Annotated in this window: 5 protein-coding genes; all 5 read right to left on the bottom strand. The window is 62.5% G+C overall.

The genetic code is table 11. The annotated features are described in order from the left end of the window. On the bottom strand, positions 1–399 hold a 399-nt coding region (locus tag ACGYK7_RS19025), incomplete at its 3' end, for a transglutaminase family protein (RefSeq protein WP_394403941.1). Between the two features lie 51 nt (positions 400–450). Beyond that, positions 451–2,001: an IS66 family transposase gene (gene tnpC / locus ACGYK7_RS19020; RefSeq protein ID WP_394403940.1), complete on the bottom strand. Its 1,551-nt coding sequence runs from the start codon at positions 1,999–2,001 to the stop codon at positions 451–453. A 54-nt stretch (positions 2,002–2,055) separates the two neighbouring features. After that, positions 2,056–2,409: an IS66 family insertion sequence element accessory protein TnpB gene (gene tnpB, locus ACGYK7_RS19015; protein WP_271690354.1), complete on the bottom strand. Its 354-nt coding sequence runs from the start codon at positions 2,407–2,409 to the stop codon at positions 2,056–2,058. A gap of 67 nt (positions 2,410–2,476) precedes the next feature. Continuing rightward, positions 2,477–2,812: a transposase gene (locus ACGYK7_RS19010; protein ID WP_276154111.1), complete on the bottom strand. Its 336-nt coding sequence runs from the start codon at positions 2,810–2,812 to the stop codon at positions 2,477–2,479. A 165-nt stretch (positions 2,813–2,977) separates the two neighbouring features. Further along, positions 2,978–3,556, bottom strand: a complete 579-nt coding sequence (locus tag ACGYK7_RS19005) for a cation transporter (RefSeq protein ID WP_271690428.1) — start codon at positions 3,554–3,556, stop codon at positions 2,978–2,980. Positions 3,557–3,592: the final 36 nt, after the last annotated feature.

The raw sequence follows: 3,592 nt of genomic DNA, 5'->3' as shown, positions 1-3,592 counted from the left end.
AAGGTTGATCCAGGCACCTTGAAATTCGATCTCGACCCATGAGTGGAGAATTTCCTGCGGAGCAAGCGGATACACCAGCTCAGGTACAACACCGCGCTGCAAGCCTTTATGGATCGTAAACCCATGCAACCGGCAACGAATGCCGACACCACGCAGCAGCGCCATCAAGAGCGTGCCTTTGGTATTGCACTGCCCGTAGCCGTCGGAAAGCACTTCCGATGCGGGGATGTCGTCAGCTCGATTGTATCCGAACGCGATTTCATTCCGAACGAAATCATAGGCAGCTCCGATCCGATCGTATTCGGATAAGCCGCGCCAGCTGCGGTTCTCAATTAGATGCGCAAGAGGCGCGGCATCAAAATCCAGTAGTTTGGTGGGTACAAGTAGGGGGTCGGTCATATGCAACGGGTCGCTCCTCGAATGTAAGCGCTGTCTGCGCCCCACGCGGGATCAGCTTGACGTGGTGAAGTTCCAGGGCATCAGCTCGTCGATCCTGCTGGCGGGGTGACCGGCGGTGATCGCTTCGAGGGTCGCCTCGAGGTAGGCGAAGGGCTCCACGCCGTTGATCTTCGCGGTGGCGATCAGGGAGGCGATGCGGGCCCAGGTGCGGCCGCCCTCGTCGTGGCCGGCGAAGAGTGCGTTCTTTCTTGTCAGGGCGATCGGGCGGATCAGGTTTTCGACGGCGTTGGAGTCCATCTCGACGCGGCCGTCGTGGAGGAAGGTCTGCAGGCCGCCCCACTGGCGGTGGATGTAGGTCAGTTTCTCGCCGAGGCGCGACTTAACCGAGATACGCAGACGCTGTGCCTGCAGCCAATCACCGAACTCGGCCACGAGGGGCGCGCTGCGGGCCTGACGGGCCGACAGACGTTGGCCCGGGCCCATGCCCCGGATCTCGAGCTCGATGCGGTAGAGCTCAGCGATCCGGCGCAGGCCCTCGGCGGCGATTTCCGAGCCGTCGCGGTCGAAGACCTCCTTCAGCTTGCGCCGCGCTTGCGCCCAGCAGTGGGCCACCGTGATCGGCGCGCCGCCCTTGCGGGAGGGGCGCGTCAGTCGATCGTAACCGGTATAGCCATCCAGTTGCAGGATGCCGTCGAAGCCCTGCAGGATCTGCTCGGCATGGGCGCCAGCACGGCTTGGACGATAGGTGAAGACCACGCCGGGCGGGTCATCGCCGCCCCATCCACGATCATCCCGGGCAAGCGCCCAGAGGTAGCCGGTCTTGGTTCGGCCACGGCCCGGATCCAACACCGGGGCGGTCGTCTCGTCCATGAACAACTTGCCGGAGGACTTGAGATGCTCGGTTAGCCTGTCGACCACGGGGCCGAGGTGGAAGGCCGCTGTGCCAGCCCAGTCCGCCAAGGTGCTGCGATCGATCTGGATGCCGGAGCGGGCAAGGATCTGGCTCTGTCTGTAAAACGGCAGGTGGTCCGCGAACTTGGACACCAGGACATGTGCGATGGACCCTTCGGTCGGCAGCCCGCCTTCAATCAGCCGGGGTGCGGCGACAGCCTGAATGACCCCATCCGAGCAGATGCCGCAGGCATACTTCGGCCGGATGTCGACCAGCACCCGAAGCTGCGCGGGCACGATGTCCAGCCGCTCGGTCCGATCCTCGCCGATCCGGTGCATGCGGCCGCACCCACACGGGCACTCAAGGCTCGCCGGTTCGATGACACGTTCGATGCGCGGCAGATCAGCGGGCAGATGGCCGAGATTGCGCTGCCGTCTCCGGCGCGGCGTCGTGGTGGATGGCGCGGCCTGCTCCTTGCGGGCCTCGACCTCCGTGACGGCGGTTTCCAGGTCTTCGAAGGCCAGCTGCCGGTCGTCTTCGCTCAGCTTCTCGGACCGTTTGCCATGCACGACATGGTTCAACTCGGCGACGAGATGCTCGAGGCGCCGGTTTGCGTCCTTCAGCGCACCATTCTCCTGCAGCAGCGCCAGAACGGCGGCGCGCTGGCTCTCGGGGATCGCGGACAGGTCGATGGGCGGGGCGTTGGACATGCGCAGATTATACCGCGCCAAATGCGTCGATGCCCTATCATTCCCTGGGGCGAGTCACTCTGCCACAGCTGGTCTGCGCACCTCCAGCGATCGCACACGGCGCCAGTCCAGGCCGGCAAACAGGGCCTCGAACTGTGCCCGGTTCAGCGTCATGGCCCCATCCCTGATCGCAGGCCAGGTGAAAGTGCTTTCTTCCAGCCGCTTGTAGGCCATCACGAGCCCGCTGCCGTCCCAGAATAGGATCTTCATTCGGTCGGCGCGCTTCGAGCGGAAGACGAAGACCGTTCCGGTAAACGGATCTTCCGCCAGAGTAGACTGGACCAGGGCCGCGAGGCCGTCATGGCTTTTGCGGAAGTCGACCGGCTTCGTCGCCACCAGAATCCGCACACCCTGCGAGGGCATCAGCATGGATGCGCCTCGAGCGCGTGGACGATCTCAGCGACCCGGGCGACGGGCATGTCATGCGCCAGTTCGATCACAACAGCCCCCGAATGATCCTGATCGGGGCCGCCTGCGATGTTACCTCCGGACGCGCTTCCTCCTCGGCGACCTCGCAGACGACGAGCGGCGCAAAGACAGGTTCCTCGACTTCGGCTGCAGGCAGCACCAGCTTGCCCTGTTTGGCCTCTCGTCGCCACGCCGAAAGTTGATTGGGCAGAATGCCAAACCGCTCCGCTACGGCATTTACAGTCGCTCCAGCTTCCAGGGTCATCGAGACGGCCAAGGCCTTTGCTTCATCCGGCCACCGACGATGACCCGACGCGTAGATCTCGACGCCCAGCGATTTGAGAAACGAATTTGTAGCGCACATTGCGAAACGCACTCCCCATCATGAGATGGAGATCACTTCGCAGCCGAAGCCATCAGCAGCAACGTGGGGTCGAGACGACGCTTACCCTCGAATCGTCTTGGAACAAAACTAATTTCTATAGTCACTGTAGCTTCAATCCTTTCTTTCAGAAAGAATCTCCCGCAACTATTTGTCCGTGTGAACCGCTTTGTGGTGTTCGCCGTGTGCGTCGCGCAGAATGTCGATACCTCCCCAGGCCGCGATCTCGGCGACAATCACGCCGACGACGAGGTCCGGCCAGTTGGTTCCTAGCCAGGCGACGAGGCCACCGGCCACGACGATCCCAAGGTTCGCGGCGAAATCGTTGTAACTGAAGGTGTTGGCCGCGCGGATGTTGACGTCCGGATTTTTGAGCTTAGCGAGCAGCCAGACGCAGACCGCGTTGATGGCTGCTGCGATCAGGGCCATGGCGATCATGATCGTCCCGAGCGGATCTGACCCACCGATGTAGCGGCGCCACGCATCGTAGAGGATGCCTGCAGCGAACAGGATCAGCAGCCCGCCGGAAACGTTCGCCGCCCCGCGTTTCCATTTGGCGGATCGGGACAAAGCGAAAAGGCTGATCGCGTAGACGAAGCTGTCGGAGAGGTTATCGAGCCCGTTGGCGATCAGGGCACTTGAGTCGCCGAAGGCGCCTGTTGCGAAAAAGGCCACGGCCAAACCAATATTGAGCGCCAGAACGATCCAAAGCGTCCGTCTCTCCATTGAATCTTGTCTAGCGGCCATTTTGTGGTTCCAGCT

This window comes from Sulfitobacter sp. 1A15299 (assembly GCF_043556915.1).
GTDB lineage: Bacteria > Pseudomonadota > Alphaproteobacteria > Rhodobacterales > Rhodobacteraceae > Sulfitobacter.
Note: the sequence above shows the minus strand (reverse complement) of the source record. Positions and strands in the feature narration are given on the sequence as shown.

What these genes read in the sequence shown, in the direction of transcription:
- tnpC (WP_394403940.1), bottom strand. Translation starts at nt 2,001, where the DNA reads ATGTCCAACGCCCCGCCCATCGACCTGTCCGCGATCCCCGAGAGCCAG.
- tnpB (WP_271690354.1), bottom strand. Translation starts at nt 2,409, where the DNA reads ATGCTGATGCCCTCGCAGGGTGTGCGGATTCTGGTGGCGACGAAGCCG.
- ACGYK7_RS19010 (WP_276154111.1), bottom strand. Translation starts at nt 2,812, where the DNA reads ATGTGCGCTACAAATTCGTTTCTCAAATCGCTGGGCGTCGAGATCTAC.
- ACGYK7_RS19005 (WP_271690428.1), bottom strand. Translation starts at nt 3,556, where the DNA reads ATGGAGAGACGGACGCTTTGGATCGTTCTGGCGCTCAATATTGGTTTG.